We start from the raw sequence: 14,876 nt of genomic DNA on the forward strand, positions 1-14,876 counted from the left end.
CCTAGCCCTCCTTCTCTGTGCTGGGGCCGGTTCCGGCCATTGATTCCTGTTTTTCGGCTGCCCGGCGCTCGGCAATGGTCATCCGGCGCTCAGCTTCCTTGGAAGCGGCCTTGTTCTTGGTGCGCACCGGTGCTGTGCCGGGTTCACGGATACGGCCCGCTCCGCGGTACAGCGGAACGGCACCCAGGCGGGTGGTGTCCAGGCCGGACCACTTGTGGCCTTCGCCGAAGAACTTGGTGCGGGCCAGCAGCACCATAGTGGGATGCGTGAACAGGAACACCACAATGAGGTCGGCAATAGCGGTCAGGCCCAGGGTGAAGGCGAATCCGCGGACGTTGCCCACGGCTACGAAATACAGCACGACGGCGGCAAGCACGTTCACTGCCTTGGACGCCAGCACGGTGCGCTTGGCCCGCTTCCAGCCGTTGTCGACAGCGGAGACCAGCCCGCGCCCGTCGCGCAGTTCATCACGTATTCGTTCGAAGTAGACAATGAAGGAGTCTGCCGTCTGGCCGATGGCCACGATCAGACCCGCCACGCCGGCCAGGGACAGGCGGTAGTTCTGCGACCAGCCCAGCAGGCAGATGGCGAGGTAGGTCAGGAGGCCGGCAACCACCAGGGAGATGATGGTGACGAAGCCCAGGGCGCGGTACTGGAAGAGCGAGTACACCGCCACAAGGACCAGGCCGATGACGCCCGCAATGAGACCCATCTTGAGCTGATCGGCGCCGAGGGTGGCGGAGACCTGCTGTTCGCTCTGGATGTCGAAGCTGATCGGCAGCGCACCGTACTTCAGCTGCTCGGACAGCGCCTGTGCTGACTCCTGCGTGAAGTTGCCGGTGATGCGGGGCTTTCCGTCGGTAATGACGCCCTGCACCGTGGGAGCGGAGATGACCTGCCCGTCCAGCACGATGGCGAACTGATTGTGGGGGTCACCCTGCTGGAAGGCAAAGAGGCGCTCGGTCACGCTCTTGAAGACTTCGGTACCTTCACCGTTGAACTCAATGTTCACGCCCCACTCGTTGATCGAGGCACCCTGGCTGCTGGTGGAGAGGCCGAAGGTGGCATCGGCAATGTTGGAGCCCGGAACTTCCACCGGGCCGAGGATGTACTTGGCTCCGGTGCCCGGCTCACAGGTGATCAGCGGCTGGTCGGCCGGGGCCGCTTCCGTGGAGGCTTCAAGCGTTGCCGGATCCGTGCAGTCCGTGCTCTCGAATTCCCGGTAGAGCTCGGGGGTGATCCAGTTGTCATCCGAGGCATTGGCCGGCTCGCCGGCAGGCTTGGGCAGCTGCTCTTCCGGAAGCGGTGTTTCAACGGGGGTACCGGCGGCAATGGCCAGCACCGGGCGGAATTCCATCTGCGCGGAGGCCTGGATCAGCTGGCGGGTCTCAGCCGAGGGGACGCCGGGCAGGGAGACCACAACGTTGCGGCCGGACTGCGTGGTGATTTCGGCTTCGGACACGCCGCTGCCGTCCACGCGCTGCCGGATGATTTCCACTGCCTGGTCCAGCTGTTCCTGCGTGATTTCAGAACCGCCCTGCACCTTGGGCGCAAGGATCATTTCGGTTCCGCCCTCTAGGTCGAGGGCGAGTTTGGGGGTCCAACTGGCGTTGCTCCACATGGAACCACCGCCAAGCAAAAGGGCCAGAGCAGCAAAAATGACGCCCAACCAGAGGAGCGTCTTTTTGGCGGCCGAGCCGGGGCCGGTACGAGGCATAGAGGATAGTCCTTTAGGGTGAGACACACCGGAGGCACGGTTGACTCCGGATGGGCCCGCGGAGAGTCTTCACCCGCAGGCCCGTGGTGAGTCTAGTTCTCTTTTTTGTTTTCGCGGTTGAGGCGTTCGATCGTTTCCTCGGGAGTCTCATCCGGATGCGCAGCCGAGTCGTCGCGGCGGGCCGGCTCTGCGGTGCGGCCGGCGGCGTCGGTCTGGTCCGCAGCCGTGAGCGAGGACGCGTCATCGGGGACTACGGGAGCTTCTTCCTCAACGGCGGGCTCCTGGGTGACAACCTTGGTCAGCGCCTGCAGGTGAACGGTGGCGGTGTTGCCGGGCGAAAGCTCCAGGACCGCTTTGTTCTCTTCGTTGTTGATCGACAGGATGGTCCCGAACAGACCGAACTGGGTCATTACTTCGGTTCCGGGAACCATCTGGGTCCGCTGCTGCTGAACCGTCTGCTGCGTCTTCTTCTGCTTGCGGAACATCATGAAGATGAACAGTGCCAGCAGGATGGGCAGCAGCAGGCTGCCGAAGCTGAAGCCGCCGGTGGTCTGCTCGGCGGTGTTTTGGGCCATGACGTTTAAGAACACAGAGTGGTTACCGTTTCTGTTGTGGAGATGGTGTGCAGGTATTTGCGGGGCAAGCGGCCCCGGTCAACGAATGACCAGTCTAGAGGTAAAACGTCCGCGGCGGCGGAAAAGTTTCTTCCTCTACTGCATTTTCCCTCCCCCGGCCGGTATCCTCAACCGGTCTGCGCAGAGTGCGCATCCGCTGCGGCCTGCACGCTAGGACTCTTCAGTCCCCGCTTCCCCGGACGTATTGGTCCCGGGTCCGGAGAACATGTTCTCCGGCAGGCCGGCGGCAACATTTTCGGGCATCTCCAGCCCAAGGTGGTCCCAGGCTGCACGGGTGGCAACACGTCCGCGCGGTGTCCGCCCCAGAAGGCCTTCACGCACCAGATAGGGTTCAGCGACGGTTTCCACCGTTTCCGGTTCTTCGCCGACGGCGATGGCCAGGGTAGACAGGCCCACCGGACCGCCGTTGAATTTGGTCACCAGCGCGCGCAGCACCGAGCGGTCCAGCCGGTCCAGGCCGCGGGCATCCACCTCATACATGTCCAGGGCTGCTCCGGCGGTCCGCGCGTCGATCTGGTCCACTCCGTGCACCAGCGCCCAGTCACGCACCCGCCGCAGCAGCCGGTTGGCGATGCGGGGGGTGCCGCGGGAACGCCCGGCTACTTCGGCGAAGCCGGCGGAGTTGACCTTCATGTCCATCAGCATGGCGGAGCGGCGCAGCACCAGTTCCAGTTCGTCGGTCGAATAGAACTCCAGATGGCCGGTGAAACCGAAGCGGTCCCGCAGCGGACCGGGCAGCAGTCCGGCGCGCGTGGTGGCGCCCACGAGGGTGAAGGGCGGCAGGTCCAGCGGGATGGCGGTGGCTCCGGCGCCTTTGCCCACGATGATGTCCACGCGGAAATCCTCCATGGCCATGTAGAGCATCTCTTCGGCGGGCCGGGACATACGGTGGATCTCGTCCAGGAACAGCACCTCTCCCTCGGTGAGGGAGGACAGGATGGCAGCCAGGTCCCCGGCGTGCTGGATGGCCGGACCGGAGGAAATGCGCAGCGGTGCGTTCATTTCCGCCGCAATAATCATGGACAGGGTGGTCTTGCCGAGCCCGGGCGGGCCGGACAGCAGTACATGGTCGGCGCTGCGCCCGCGCAGCCGGGAGGCCTCCAGCACCAGGGAGAGCTGTTCACGCACCCGCTTCTGGCCCACGAAATCGTCCAGGTTCTTGGGCCGGAGGGCTGCCTCTATTGCCTTGTCGTCCGGGTCTCCGGTGGGAGCAACCAGTCCGTCTCCGGGCAGGATGGACATGTCAGCCCACCTGCTGACGGGGAGCGCGTGCCCGGGCGCCGTCGGTGCCCAGCCGGCGGAGCGTCAGTTTCAGGATCTCCCCCACGTTGCCGCCGGCGGCAATCTCCGGTGCCTCAGCCACGGCGGCGTCGATCGCCGCATTGGCATCCTTCTCGGACCAGCCCAGGCCGGTCATCGCAGCCAGGACCTGATCCTGCCAGCGCGCCGCCGCCGGACTGTCAGCCGTTCCCAGCGGCACGAGCTTGTCCGCCAGCTCCAGCACAATCCGGCGGGCGCCCTTGGGTCCGATGCCGGAGACCTTACTGAAGGCCTTGTCATCGCCGGTCGAGGCGGCCACCCGGATGGCTTCGGGAGTGTGGACCGCCAGAACCGCGAGGGCGATGCGCGGGCCGACACCGCTGACGCCCAGCAGCGTTTCGAAGACTTCGCGCTGGTCCGCGTCGGTGAAACCGTAAAGGGTCATGGAGTCCTCGCGGACAATCATGGCTGTCTGGATCGTTGCTTCGCGTCCCGCGTGCAGGGAGCTCAGTGTTTGCGGCGTGGCCTGGACCAGCATGCCCATGCCGTTGACGTCGATCACCGCCGAATGCAGGCCGACGTGCGTTACTGTTCCGCGCAGGGATGCAATCATGACAAAACTCCAGGGGCTGTGTAGAACATATCTACGAATAGCCTACTGTGTGCCGGCGTTGATCCCGGTTCCGGCGCGCTGCGCTCAGCGCCGGGCACGGGCCTCCGCCTCGGCCCAGAGCCGCTGGGCCGGTGTCAGTCCCTGAGTCGGCGGCTTCGCAGCGGCCCGCGCCCCGGAGGCCGACCCCGCCGTCGTTTGTCCCGGGCCGGCCACCGAGCGCCGCCAGGCGTGGGTGATGGCCAGCGCCAGGGCGTCGGCGGCGTCGGCGGGCCTGGGCGGGGCATCCAGCCGCAGGATTTTGGTGACCATCCTGCCCACCGCATCCTTATTGGCCGAGCCGGAACCCGTGACCGCCGCCTTGACCTCGGTGGGCGTGTGCAGGGCAACGGGGATTCCGCGCCGCGCCGCCGCTGCAATAACGACGCCGGAGGCCTGCGCAGTGCCCATGACGGTGCTGACGTTGAGCTGACTGAAGACGCGCTCCACGGCCAGGACATCCGGCGTGTGGGTGTCCAGCCACAGCTCGATGGCGTTGGAAATCACCAGCAGCCGCGCGTCCAGGGCCGTTCCGGCTTCAGTTCCCACCACACCCACCGCCACCAGGGTGGCGCGGCGGTTGCGCTCAACTTCAACAACTCCCAGCCCGCAGCGGGTCAGGCCCGGGTCAACACCCAGGACGCGCAGGCTCACCTACTGCTCAGTCGTCTTCGAGCTGGGCAAAGACCTCGGCGGGGATGTCCGCGTTGGAGTACACGTTCTGCACGTCGTCCAGGTCCTCCACGGCGTCAACGAGCTTGAGGAACTTCCGTGCATTGTCGGCGTCCAGCTCCACGTGCATGGAGGGCAGGAACTCCGCCTCGTCCGTGTCGTACTCAATGCCGGCTTCCTCCAGGGCAGCCACCACTGCACGCAGGTCCGCAGCTTCGGAGATGATCTCGAAGTTGTCGCCGGATTCCTTGACCTCATCGGCGCCGGCGTCCAGCACGGCCATCAGCAGGTCATCTTCGGTGAGATCCTTCTTCGGCAGCGTGACAACGCCCTTGCGGGTGAACATGTAGGCCACCGACCCGGGATCGCCCATGTTGCCGCCGTTTCGGGTGACGGCCAGGCGCACCTCAGAGGCTGCACGGTTCTTGTTGTCCGTCAGGCACTCAATCAGCAGGGCGGTGCCCTGGGGGCCGTAACCCTCGTACATGATGGTCTGGTAATCGACGGCGTCACCGAGCAGGCCGGCACCGCGCTTGACGGCGCGGTTGATGTTGTCGATGGGCACAGAGGTCTTCTTGGCCTTGGAGACCGCGAGTTCCAGGCCGGGGTTTCCGGCCATATCGGCGCCGCCCGCACGGGCAGCAACTTCGATGTTCTTGATCAGCTTGGCAAACGACTTTGCACGCTTGGCGTCAATGACGGCCTTCTTGTGCTTGGTGGTTGCCCATTTAGAGTGGCCCGACATCTACGCTTCTCCTCTGATGATCTGGATAAAAAGTTCATGGATCCGGCTCTCCCCCGTTACCTCCGGATGGAACGAGGTGGCCAGCAGGTTTCCAGAACGCACTGCCACAATTCTAGCGACGAATTCCTCAGCAGACGCATGACCGTGGCCCTGCGGGGGAACCCGGGCCAGGACATCAACGGAATTGCCGGTCTTTTCCACCCAGGGTGCACGAATGAAAACAGCGTGCACCGGAGGTACGGAAAGGCCCGTATTTGCGGACGGCAGCTTTTCCAAACCCTTGACATCGAGCAGTGTCTCGAAAGACTCGCGTTGGCGGCCAAACGCATTACGGCGCACATCCATGTCCAGCCCGCCCAGGGTTTGCTGCGGTTCGCCCGTTCCGCTGCGTGCCGGATCCGAAATACGGTCTGCGAGCAGGATCATTCCGGCGCAGGAGCCGTAGACCGGAAACCCGTTGCGGATCCGTTCCTGCAGCGGTTCATAAACGCCGAAGGTCCGCATCAGTTTGTCGATGGTGGTGGACTCGCCGCCCGGCAGCACCAGCCCGTGGAGTCCGTCCAGTTCCGCAGGGCGCCGGACGGGAACGGCAGCTGCCCCGGCTGCCTCCAGTGCGGCCACATGTTCGCGGACACCACCCTGCAGCGCCAGCACACCCACCCTCAGGGAACCCTTATTTGTCATCGGGCCAGTCTACGGTTCAAAATCCCCGGCGCAGGGCATCCGGAAGAAGGCCGGGGGTACTCCTTGCGATATATTCATAAACCATGAGTTCTTTCTCCGTCCTGACAGGCAAGCTGGTCCGCAGTGCCTCCAAACTGCGCGGCGGCGGCTCCGCACTGCCCGGCCTGGTGGTGGAGAAAATCGATCCTGATTTCATCCGCCGCACGCTCGCTGACCTTCCCCTCGGCGTTGCCGTGGTTTCCGGCACCAACGGCAAAACCACCACCACCAAAATGGTGGTTGAGCTGCTCGAAAGCCAGGGCCTAAAGGTCTTCACCAACCGCACGGGCAGCAACTTCACCCGCGGTGTTGCCGCAGCCCTGCTCGGCGAGGTGGACTGGCGCGGGCGCCTGGATGCCGACGTCGCCGTCCTGGAACTGGATGAAGCCCATGCCGTGCACTTCGTGAAATTGATCCAGCCGCGTTATTCACTGCTGCTGAACGTCCTCCGGGACCAGCTGGACCGCTTCGGGGAAATCGACAAGACCACCCGCCTGCTGGAGTCCATTGCCCTGGCCACCACCGGCACCGTGGTACTGAACCGCGAAGATCCCCGCGTGGCCGGCATTGCCGCCTCCCTGGACAAGCAGGAGGTCCGTTACTTCGGCCTCCACGAGTCCCTGCGCAGCACTTTCCCGAACGACGACGAGATGCGCGGCTCCTCGGCCGAAGCCGCCGCCGCCGTGCTGCCCGCCGACGTCGTGCTGGAACGCGTTGCCGAAACCGACGCGGACTTCCGCGTGGATGACACCGTGGTGACCACCGGGCTGAAGCTGCGCGGGGTCTACAACATCTTCAACGCCGCCGCTGCGCTGACGCTGGCCCGCGTGATCGCCGGCCCGCAGGCCGATTCGGAGGCGCTGTTCACCGCCCTGTCCAACGTGGAACCTGCGTTTGGCCGCGGCGAGTCGCTGGTGGTCAACGGCCAGCCGCTGGAACTGGTGCTGGTAAAGAACCCCAGCGGTTTCCGGCTGGGCCTGAAGTCCTTCGCCGCCCACGGCTACTCGACCATGATCGCGATCAATGACAACTACGCCGACGGCCGGGACATGTCGTGGCTGTGGGACGTGGATTTCGAGACCCTGGCCGAAAACGGTGTGGACATGGTTACCGGCGTGCGTGCCTATGACATGGCGCTGCGGCTGAAGTACGACGACGTGCCGGTGGCCGCCATTGATCCGGACATTACCGATGCCCTGAAGAAGTTCATCGCGTCCTCCGGGTCCTCCCCCAAGCGCATTTTCTGCACGTACACGGCCATGCTGGCCGTCCGGCGCGAACTTTCCAAGATCACGACAGTAGAGGTGGTCTCATGAGCGAGGCGCTGAATCCCGTGGCCGGCGAAGACCGGACCATCAACATCCTGCAGCTGTACCCGCGGGAAATGAACATCTACGGTGACTGGGGCAACGTCCTGGTCCTGAAGCAGCGCCTGAAGTGGCACGGCTACACCGCCAACGTCCTGGAATACAACGTGGGCGACGAGTTCCCGGCGGATGTTGACCTGCTGGTGGGCGGCGGCGGACAGGACAGCGGGCAGGTGGTCATTCAGGATGACCTGCAGTCGATTGCTCCCACCCTGCGCGCCATGGCCGAAGACGACCTGCCGATGCTGGCCATCTGCGGGCTGTACCAGCTGTTCGGCAACTTCTTCAAGACGCACACCGGGACGGTGATTCCCGGCATCGGGCTGCTGGACCTGGAAACCCACGGCGGCACCGAACGGCTGATCGGCAACGTGCTTTCCGTCAGCGAGGAATTCGGCGAAATCCACGGCTACGAGAACCACTCCGGCCAGACGTTCCTGGGCTCGGGCGTGCGTCCGCTGGCCGAGGTCCGCAAGGGCGAGGGCAACAACTCCAAGGACAACTGGGAGGGTGCCCGCTACCGCAATGTGGTGGCCAGCTACCTGCACGGCTCCCTGCTGCCGAAGAACCCTGCCATTGCCGATTTCCTGCTCGAGCAGGCGGTGATCCGCAAGTTCGGTTCCTTTGAGCCGCGTCCGTCGTCAGCCAAGGATCTGCAGGAGCTGGCGAAGCTCTCGGAGCTGGCCCGGCAGCACGCCTCGCAGCGCCCCCGGTAGATCGGCATCCGGAAGCGGCTCCTGACTTTCTACTCTGTTCCTGCGCGCCGGACCCGCCCCGCTGCAACGGCACAACACACTGCACCTGCCGTCAGCGCCAGGACGGCTGCGAGCCGGGCGGTCCCGAACTCATCGAACAGTCCCGGCGTCAGGATGACGGCCAGCGCTCCGAGCAGCGCTGCACCAATAATGAAGAACGCCGGGCGGTACTCACGGTTTATGTTCATGCCACGGACCCTACCCGCCGTCGGAGCACCCGGCGAATCTGCCTTCGCCGGGGCGTGCCTTCTGCTGCCGGTACCCGGGCGCAGCTGCCGTTTCAGTATCCGGCGGCAGACCTGCGTTCCAGGTGTCTCCTGACATAACCGGCCAGGAGCGCCGCCAGGGTGCCGCTCAGCAGGACAAGGCCGAGACCGCTGAAGAGGAGCGCGATATCCGCTCCTTGGCCCGAAAGCAGCAGGGCGGCTGCAGCGGCAGTGAAGATACCTGCACCCGTCCCGGCCGCCGCGGCGGACCGGCGCGACTGTCCCGGTTGTGCCCTTTCCTGCACCAGCAGCCCGGCGGCTGCGCCGAGAAAGCTGACCAGACCGGCACCGGCACCCACGAGGGCGCCCGCTACGGTGTAGACCACCGTCACTCCCGGCCACGAGGTCCCCGAACTCCAGCCCGCGAAGTCCGGATCCGAACGTGCCTGGATTTCCGAGGCGATGCTCGCTGCTGCTCCCGCCAGCCCGCCGCATCCGGCGCCGAGCAACAGCAGAAGGAGACAGAGCAGACCCAACAGCTTTCCCACCCTCATGTCTCCGCCTTCCCCATGCGGCCACCATAACCCGATCGGCTGCCCGGATCCTTCGTGCAGATAACGGGGCCCGCATTAATCCTTCGTGCAGATCAAGGGCTCAAAACAGCGGATTCCGCCCCTTTGGGCCCGTCAGCTGCACGAAGGAATCCTGAGATGAGGTTTTGGACCGGGGCCTGCACGTAGGATCCCACAGCGGATCACCGGAGTGCCCGGTCGAAGGAGTCAGCGCACCGGATCCGCGGAGACCAGCCATTCATGGGCTCCTGCGTCGGCAGCGCCCATGGACTCGACCACGGGAATGGTCCGTGCCCGCACCGCAGCCTGGTGTTCGGGCGTTGCACAGGCGCCCTGGGGCAGGTCCGCGGCGACGGAGCACCAGCGGTACGGATCCCGGACAATCACCGACGGAGCCCACGCCAGGTCCGTGACGGACCAGGCGCCGCCGCTGTCCTGGCCGAACTGGGCGCGCAGGATCAGGCCCTCATTGTTGACGTCGTACCAGGGTGACAGCTCGGTGACGGAGTTACCCAGGCCGTAGGCAATCCAGGTTCCGTTGTAGTTTTCGATGGGCAGTACGGAGTGGCTGTGATGGCCGTAAAGGAAATCGAACTCGCCGCTGTCGGCCAGGGCGTGTGCCACTTCGATCTGCTGCGCATTGGGAACGGAAGCGTATTCGTCACCGGCGTGGATGGCTCCCACCACGACGTCGGCACCGGCAGCGCGGGCAGCCCTGGCTTTGGCGATCATCACCTCAGGATCCAGCAGGTCCACCTGCCAGTCGAAGTCCGCGGTCATGCCGTTCAATCCATAGGTGGCCTCCACTACCGAAACCCCGGCGGCGGGAGTCTGCAGGATGAAGGGTTTCGCGGCGTCCGCCTCCGCGGCATAGGATCCGGTGTGCGGCAGGCCCAGAGCATCGAGGACCCCGAGCGTGCGGTTGAGTCCGGCGGTTCCCGCGTCCACGGTGTGGTTGCTGGCGGTGGTGCAGGCGTCGTAGCCCACCGCCTTGGCCGCGGTCAGGATCTGCGGCGGAACGTTGAACAGCGGATAGCCGGTGTAGGGGCCGTCCGCCTCCGCAACCGGTGTTTCCATGTGGCAGATGCCCAGATCAGCGGAATCCAGGTAAGCCCGTTTCCCCTCGAGCAACGGTGTGAAGTCCAACGGCAGCTTCCCGGAGGCTGCGGCGTCGTCACCGGCCTGCGTCCAGAGCTGCGGGTGCACCAGCAAATCACCGGCCACCATCATCGAAAAGCACCGCACCGCCGCACACTCCGCGCCCAGTCCGGGAGTGGGAGTTGGAACGGCGGCAGCAGCTGTCCCGGATGACCCCGGCGCAGGTGCCGTGGCCGGGCCGGAAGGCGAGGCCGGCGCGGAACTCGACGCCGGCGCGGAACTCGACGCCGGCGCCTCAGCCTCCGGAGACGGTGCCACCGGCGCACAGCCGGCAGCTGCCGCAGCCAGGAGCAGCACCGCAGCGGCCCTGCCCCGGGCAGCCATCCGGCCCTTCGCCCCGGCCACCACCCCAAATCCGAAGCTGCGCGTACCCATAAAGTGCTCCCCCGTGTGACATATTCAGCCCAAAGACCGCCCCGCGCAGTCCCGCCAAGCGTACGACGGCGTTTCAGCTGTTCGCGTTACTGAGCGTGTGCGAGTCTTAACCCTTATGAGTAACCCTTTCCTGCACACCAGCGCCCTGCCCTATCAGCTCCCGCCGTTTGAACAGATCACCCCTGAGGATTTCCTTCCGGCTTTCAAGTCCGGCTTCGAGGAACACCTCATGGAAATCGACGCCATCACCGCAAACAGCGATGCGCCGGATTTTGAGAACACCATTGCAGCCATGGAGCGTGCCGGCCAGACTCTGGCCCGCACGGCAAATGTCTTCTTCACGTTCACGGCAGCGGATGCGACCGAGCAGATCCAGGCGATCCAGCAGGAGGCAGGACCGCAGCTGGCTGAGCACGAGGACAGCATCTATCTCAACAAGGCCCTCTTCCAGCGGGTCAGCGGCGTCTCCACCGACGGATTGGATGCGGAATCGGCCCGCCTGGTGTCCGAGTACCGCCGCAGCTTCATCCGTGCCGGAGCCCGGCTTGACGACGAAGGCCAGGCGAAGATGCGGAAGCTGAATGCCCGCCTGTCCGTCCTGGGCACCGAATACGCGCAGAAGCTGCTGAAGGACACCAATGAGTCGGCGCTGCTGGTGACCGATGCTGCGGATCTGGACGGCCTGTCCGACGACGACGTCGCCGCGGCGGCAGCGGCAGCCGCAGAGGCGGGTCAGGAGGGTTACCTGCTCTCCCTGGTTCTGCCCACCTCGCAGCCGGCGCTGGCCTCGCTCACCAACCGCGAAACCCGCCGGCGGCTCCTTGAGGCTTCCCTGAACCGGGGTTTCCGGAACAACGGCGAGAACACGCTCGGCCTTGCCGCCGAAATGGCGGCCCTGCGTGCCGAACGGGCCGAACTGCTCGGATTCGCCAACCACGCGGAGTTCGCCACCGACAACCAGACGGCTCCGTCCCTGGAAGCCATCCACGCGATGCTCGGGAAGCTGGCCGCGCCCGCGGTCCGCAACGCACAGGCCGAGGCGGAACTGCTGCGCGAGGCAGCGGCCAGGGACGGCGTCGAGGACCTGCAGGCCTGGGACTGGTCCTACTACTCCGAGCAGGTGCGGCGTGAAAAGTTCAGTGTGGACCGTGCGGCGCTGCGGCCCTACTTCGAGCTGGAGCGGGTCCTGAAGGACGGCATTTTCTACGCTGCCAACCGTTTGTACGGCGTGACGTTCACCGAACGCACGGACTTGGCGGGATACCACCCGGACGTCCGCGTCTGGGAAGTAACAAACGAGGACGGTTCGGGACTGGGACTGTTCCTGGGTGACTATTACACCCGGGACACCAAGGCCGGCGGTGCGTGGATGAACTCGCTCGTGCACCAGTCTTCGCTGCTGGGCACCGCCTCGGTGGTCATCAACAACCTCAACATCGCCAAGCCGGCCGCCGGAGAGCCCACTCTGCTGTCCTTCGACGAAGTGGTAACGGCTTTCCACGAATTCGGGCATGCCCTGCACGGCCTGTTCTCGGATGTCACCTATCCGCAGTTCTCCGGCACCGCCGTTCCCCGTGACTTCGTGGAGTATCCCTCCCAGGTCAACGAGATGTGGATGCTGTGGCCCGAGGTGGTGGCGAACTTCGCGAAGCATTACGCCACCGGCGAGCCTCTCCCCCAGGACGCCGTCGACCGGATCGAGGCAGCATCCACCTGGGGTGAAGGCTTCGGCACGACGGAGTACCTGGGTGCCACGCTCCTTGACCTTGCCTGGCACGAGCTGGCGACGGGCGAAACAGTGCAGGACCCCGAAGCGTTCGAGGCCGAGGCTTTGGAACGTGCCGGCGTTGCCCTGGCCCTGGTGCCCCCGCGGTACCGCTCCGGCTATTTCAAACACATTTTTGCCGGCGGTTACGCCGCTGCTTACTACGCCTACATTTGGAGTGAAGTCTTGGACGCGGACACGGTGGAATGGTTCCGGGAAAACGGTGGACTGACCCGGGAGAACGGAGACCGTTTCCGCCGCGAGCTCCTCTCCAGGGGCAACAGCATCGATCCGCTGCAGGCGTTCCGGAACTTCAGGGGCCGTGACGCAGCCATTGAGCCGCTGCTGCACCGCCGCGGACTGGCCTGATCCGCCATGGTAACCATTGCTGCCTGCCAGGAACTGCATGAGGACTGGCTGAGGAATCTGGCCGGTGTTACCCGCGGCCGCACGTTCGCCACCGATGAGTCGGAGTGGGCGTGGCTGCCGGCCAGACGGCAGCTTGTGCTGCTGTACCCGCAGCGTATTTCGCCCGCCGGTATCCGTCCCGGCCTGTCCGAAGGCATACGGCTCGGGGCCCAAAGTGTTTCCGTATGGATGAACAACGCGGTCAACTATGCGCCCTTGGAGGCGTTCGGGTTCCGCAGGGGGCCCCAGCCGATATGGATGAGTGCCCCCGTGACGGCTCCGCAGCAGTACAGTGCGGACGCGGCGTCGATCGACCAGGATCCTCCTGAGGTCACCGGGCCCGACGCCGTCGAGCTCGCCGCCGGCCGGAGCCATCCGCGCACTGCCTGGCACCTGACCACACGCGGGGACGGGAAGCTGACGGGCCGTGCCTGGGTGTATGATCCCTCCGCCGCCGACCAGCAGTCCAACCCACCGGATCCGATTACGGGCAGGCCAACCATTCCTGCGGCTCCGGCCCGGAAACCCGGAAAAGGATCCCTGGCCGGAATTTTCGGTTTGACTGTGGGACCGTCCAGCCGGCGCAACGGCTACGGCACGGCTCTGCTGAGCCGCGCTGCATCAGTGGCAGCAGCCGCCGGCGCCGACCGGCTGGCCATCAATGCTGCGCCGGGCGGCTACGAGCTGTGCTCGGCCCGGGGATTCGACCTGATTGGCCGCGGACAGTACCTGTTCCTCGATATGCGCTAGACGAACTCCCGGCCGGGCAGCACCCGGCCGGGAGTCCGCCCGGCAGCCGTTACCAGCCGCGTTCTGCCAGACGGTGGGGCTGCGCAATCTCGTCCACGTTGATGCCCACCATGGCCTCGCCGAGGCCGCGCGAGGCCTTGGCAACCTCATCGGCGTCGTCGAAGAAGGTGGTGGCCTTGACGATGGCTGCCGCACGCTGCGCCGGGTTGCCGGACTTGAAGATGCCTGAGCCCACAAACACGCCGTCTGCGCCCAGCTGCATCATCATGGCCGCGTCAGCGGGAGTAGCTATGCCGCCGGCGGTAAACAGCACCACCGGAAGCTTGCCGGCCGCAGCCACCTCCTTGACGAGCTCATAAGGGGCCTGCAGTTCCTTGGCGGCTACGTACAGTTCGTCCTCGGGCAGCGAGGACAGCCGGGCAATCTCGGAACGGATGGTGCGCATGTGCATGGTGGCGTTGGAAACGTCTCCCGTGCCGGCCTCGCCCTTGGACCGGATCATGGCCGCGCCCTCGTTGATGCGCCGCAGAGCTTCGCCGAGGTTCGTGGCGCCGCAGACAAAGGGAACCGTGAACTTCCACTTGTCGATGTGGTTGGCATAGTCGGCCGGGGTCAGGACCTCTGATTCGTCAATGTAGTCGACGCCGAGGGACTGCAGCACCTGGGCTTCCACAAAGTGCCCGATGCGCGCTTTGGCCATGACCGGGATGGAAACGGAATCAATGATGCTGTCGATCATGTCCGGATCACTCATCCGGGAGACACCGCCCTGCGCGCGAATATCAGCAGGCACCCGCTCCAGCGCCATGACGGCCACGGCGCCTGCATCCTCGGCAATTCGTGCCTGCTCGGCGGTGACCACGTCCATGATCACACCGCCCTTCAGCATCTCGGCGATGCCGCGCTTAACCCGGCTGCTGCCGGTAACCGGAGACGGGGAACCGGACGTGGAAACAGGCACGGGCGTGCCCTGGGGATCTGAAATGCTCATGAAACTTCTCACCTTCGCGAAAAACCGGTGCAGCGATCACTGCTGCTCCCAAGCCTAGCGGTCAGCCTGCTGATAAACAGACAGCCCGCCGCCGGATTGCCTCCGGTGACGGGCCACTGGGAATTGAC

The 14,876-nt window shown here is 65.3% G+C and carries 16 protein-coding genes; 5 read left to right on the forward strand and 11 right to left on the reverse strand.

The window, feature by feature from the left end:
• Position 1 precedes the first annotated feature (1 nt).
• The 7 genes from secD to pdxT all read right to left on the reverse strand — a co-directional run bounded on the left by secD (position 2) and on the right by pdxT (position 6,362).
• Positions 2-1,717 carry a protein translocase subunit SecD gene (gene secD, locus QMA10_RS13350; protein WP_290169072.1) on the reverse strand — a complete coding sequence of 572 codons (1,716 nt, stop codon included), beginning with the start codon at positions 1,715-1,717 and terminating at the stop codon, positions 2-4.
• 92 nt (positions 1,718-1,809) lie between these two features.
• On the reverse strand, positions 1,810-2,292 hold the full coding sequence (yajC, locus tag QMA10_RS13355) for a preprotein translocase subunit YajC (protein ID WP_290169074.1): 483 nt from the start codon (positions 2,290-2,292) through the stop codon (positions 1,810-1,812).
• Positions 2,293-2,502: 210 nt separating this feature from the next.
• Positions 2,503-3,594 carry a Holliday junction branch migration DNA helicase RuvB gene (ruvB, locus tag QMA10_RS13360; RefSeq protein WP_290169075.1) on the reverse strand — a complete coding sequence of 364 codons (1,092 nt, stop codon included), beginning with the start codon at positions 3,592-3,594 and terminating at the stop codon, positions 2,503-2,505.
• A 1-nt stretch (position 3,595) separates the two neighbouring features.
• The gene (gene ruvA / locus QMA10_RS13365) at positions 3,596-4,225 is read right to left on the reverse strand and encodes a Holliday junction branch migration protein RuvA (RefSeq protein WP_290169076.1); all 630 of its coding nucleotides are present in this window, start codon (positions 4,223-4,225) and stop codon (positions 3,596-3,598) included.
• A gap of 84 nt (positions 4,226-4,309) precedes the next feature.
• Positions 4,310-4,915, reverse strand: a complete 606-nt coding sequence (gene ruvC / locus QMA10_RS13370) for a crossover junction endodeoxyribonuclease RuvC (protein WP_290169077.1) — start codon at positions 4,913-4,915, stop codon at positions 4,310-4,312.
• Between the two features lie 7 nt (positions 4,916-4,922).
• Positions 4,923-5,678, reverse strand: coding sequence for a YebC/PmpR family DNA-binding transcriptional regulator (locus QMA10_RS13375; protein WP_290169078.1), 756 nt, complete (start codon positions 5,676-5,678; stop codon positions 4,923-4,925).
• On the reverse strand, positions 5,679-6,362 hold the full coding sequence (pdxT, locus tag QMA10_RS13380; RefSeq protein ID WP_290169080.1) for a pyridoxal 5'-phosphate synthase glutaminase subunit PdxT: 684 nt from the start codon (positions 6,360-6,362) through the stop codon (positions 5,679-5,681).
• A gap of 83 nt (positions 6,363-6,445) precedes the next feature.
• Here pdxT and QMA10_RS13385 point away from each other — a divergent pair, with 83 nt between their 5' ends.
• Positions 6,446-7,717: a Mur ligase family protein gene (locus QMA10_RS13385; RefSeq protein WP_290169082.1), complete on the forward strand. Its 1,272-nt coding sequence runs from the start codon at positions 6,446-6,448 to the stop codon at positions 7,715-7,717.
• Positions 7,714-8,484 carry a glutamine amidotransferase gene (locus QMA10_RS13390; protein WP_290169084.1) on the forward strand — a complete coding sequence of 257 codons (771 nt, stop codon included), beginning with the start codon at positions 7,714-7,716 and terminating at the stop codon, positions 8,482-8,484. Before QMA10_RS13385 ends, QMA10_RS13390 begins: the two co-directional genes overlap by 4 nt.
• Before the next feature lie 29 nt (positions 8,485-8,513).
• Here the strand turns inward: QMA10_RS13390 and QMA10_RS13395 are convergent, their stop codons facing one another.
• The 3 genes from QMA10_RS13395 to QMA10_RS13405 form a co-directional block, all read right to left on the reverse strand.
• Positions 8,514-8,711 (reverse strand): hypothetical protein, encoded by a 198-nt coding sequence (locus QMA10_RS13395; RefSeq protein ID WP_290169085.1) that lies wholly within the window; start codon positions 8,709-8,711, stop codon positions 8,514-8,516.
• 92 nt (positions 8,712-8,803) lie between these two features.
• A complete protein-coding gene (locus tag QMA10_RS13400; RefSeq protein WP_290169086.1) occupies positions 8,804-9,283 on the reverse strand; it encodes a hypothetical protein in 480 nt (159 codons plus the stop codon).
• 225 nt (positions 9,284-9,508) lie between these two features.
• On the reverse strand, positions 9,509-10,546 hold the full coding sequence (locus QMA10_RS13405; RefSeq protein ID WP_290169087.1) for a CapA family protein: 1,038 nt from the start codon (positions 10,544-10,546) through the stop codon (positions 9,509-9,511).
• Between the two features lie 28 nt (positions 10,547-10,574).
• On the opposite strand from QMA10_RS13405, the gene QMA10_RS13410 reads away from it, so the two are divergent.
• The 3 genes from QMA10_RS13410 (at position 10,575) to QMA10_RS13420 (ending at position 13,757) form a co-directional block, all read left to right on the forward strand.
• A complete protein-coding gene (locus QMA10_RS13410) occupies positions 10,575-10,853 on the forward strand; it encodes a hypothetical protein (RefSeq protein ID WP_290169089.1) in 279 nt (92 codons plus the stop codon).
• A 96-nt stretch (positions 10,854-10,949) separates the two neighbouring features.
• Positions 10,950-12,968, forward strand: a complete 2,019-nt coding sequence (locus QMA10_RS13415; RefSeq protein WP_290169091.1) for a M3 family metallopeptidase — start codon at positions 10,950-10,952, stop codon at positions 12,966-12,968.
• Positions 12,969-12,974: 6 nt separating this feature from the next.
• Positions 12,975-13,757 (forward strand): GNAT family N-acetyltransferase, encoded by a 783-nt coding sequence (locus QMA10_RS13420; protein ID WP_290169093.1) that lies wholly within the window; start codon positions 12,975-12,977, stop codon positions 13,755-13,757.
• Between the two features lie 49 nt (positions 13,758-13,806).
• Here the strand turns inward: QMA10_RS13420 and pdxS are convergent, their stop codons facing one another.
• Positions 13,807-14,748 carry a pyridoxal 5'-phosphate synthase lyase subunit PdxS gene (gene pdxS / locus QMA10_RS13425; RefSeq protein ID WP_290169094.1) on the reverse strand — a complete coding sequence of 314 codons (942 nt, stop codon included), beginning with the start codon at positions 14,746-14,748 and terminating at the stop codon, positions 13,807-13,809.
• Between the last annotated feature and the right edge of the window lie 128 nt (positions 14,749-14,876).

This window comes from Arthrobacter sp. APC 3897, from assembly GCF_030407495.1.
In the GTDB taxonomy this organism is placed as follows: Bacteria; Actinomycetota; Actinomycetes; order Actinomycetales; family Micrococcaceae; genus Arthrobacter_B.

What these genes read in the sequence shown, in the direction of transcription:
- yajC (WP_290169074.1), bottom strand. Translation starts at nt 2,292, where the DNA reads ATGGCCCAAAACACCGCCGAGCAGACCACCGGCGGCTTCAGCTTCGGC.
- ruvB (WP_290169075.1), bottom strand. Translation starts at nt 3,594, where the DNA reads ATGTCCATCCTGCCCGGAGACGGACTGGTTGCTCCCACCGGAGACCCG.
- ruvA (WP_290169076.1), bottom strand. Translation starts at nt 4,225, where the DNA reads ATGATTGCATCCCTGCGCGGAACAGTAACGCACGTCGGCCTGCATTCG.
- QMA10_RS13415 (WP_290169091.1), top strand. Translation starts at nt 10,950, where the DNA reads ATGAGTAACCCTTTCCTGCACACCAGCGCCCTGCCCTATCAGCTCCCG.
- QMA10_RS13375 (WP_290169078.1), bottom strand. Translation starts at nt 5,678, where the DNA reads ATGTCGGGCCACTCTAAATGGGCAACCACCAAGCACAAGAAGGCCGTC.
- secD (WP_290169072.1), bottom strand. Translation starts at nt 1,717, where the DNA reads ATGCCTCGTACCGGCCCCGGCTCGGCCGCCAAAAAGACGCTCCTCTGG.
- QMA10_RS13385 (WP_290169082.1), top strand. Translation starts at nt 6,446, where the DNA reads ATGAGTTCTTTCTCCGTCCTGACAGGCAAGCTGGTCCGCAGTGCCTCC.
- QMA10_RS13390 (WP_290169084.1), top strand. Translation starts at nt 7,714, where the DNA reads ATGAGCGAGGCGCTGAATCCCGTGGCCGGCGAAGACCGGACCATCAAC.
- QMA10_RS13400 (WP_290169086.1), bottom strand. Translation starts at nt 9,283, where the DNA reads ATGAGGGTGGGAAAGCTGTTGGGTCTGCTCTGTCTCCTTCTGCTGTTG.
- QMA10_RS13420 (WP_290169093.1), top strand. Translation starts at nt 12,975, where the DNA reads ATGGTAACCATTGCTGCCTGCCAGGAACTGCATGAGGACTGGCTGAGG.
- QMA10_RS13395 (WP_290169085.1), bottom strand. Translation starts at nt 8,711, where the DNA reads ATGAACATAAACCGTGAGTACCGCCCGGCGTTCTTCATTATTGGTGCA.
- pdxS (WP_290169094.1), bottom strand. Translation starts at nt 14,748, where the DNA reads ATGAGCATTTCAGATCCCCAGGGCACGCCCGTGCCTGTTTCCACGTCC.
- pdxT (WP_290169080.1), bottom strand. Translation starts at nt 6,362, where the DNA reads ATGACAAATAAGGGTTCCCTGAGGGTGGGTGTGCTGGCGCTGCAGGGT.